General features: G+C 52.5%; 1 protein-coding gene. It reads left to right on the plus strand.

Annotation, left to right across the window (positions count from 1 at the left end; all coding sequences use genetic code 11):
* On the plus strand, positions 1 to 318 hold a 318-nt coding region (gene pnuC / locus ACLUWI_RS10375), incomplete at its 5' end, for a nicotinamide riboside transporter PnuC (RefSeq protein ID WP_412147248.1).
* Positions 319 to 379: the final 61 nt, after the last annotated feature.

Raw genomic sequence — 379 nt, forward strand, 5'->3', positions numbered from 1 at the left:
TCAATGGTTCACGGTCAACTGCCATACTTCGACTCGATCAACTTTGTGGTCAGCTTCATCGCTCAACTGCTCTACATCCTGAAGTACCAAGAAAACTGGTCGCTGTGGATCATTGTCAACGGCGCCAACATCATCTACTGGAGCATTCTGGCCGTCCAAACGATGATGGGTGCCAACCACATTGGATCATTGGGTGCCAGCCTGTCACAGATTGCATTGCAGTTCGCGTTGCTGTTCAACTCGCTGTACGCTACGAAGGTTTGGGCTAGCGGTGAGGCCGACAATGAAGGTGGTGCCGGCAAGGACGGTGACAAGTAATGACGGAGCCGAAATTCAAACGCGTTTTCGCCATCGTGCTGGATTCGGTTGGGACGGGCAA

Source organism: Limosilactobacillus mucosae (assembly GCF_046939755.1).
Taxonomy (GTDB): Bacteria; Bacillota; Bacilli; order Lactobacillales; family Lactobacillaceae; genus Limosilactobacillus; species Limosilactobacillus mucosae_A.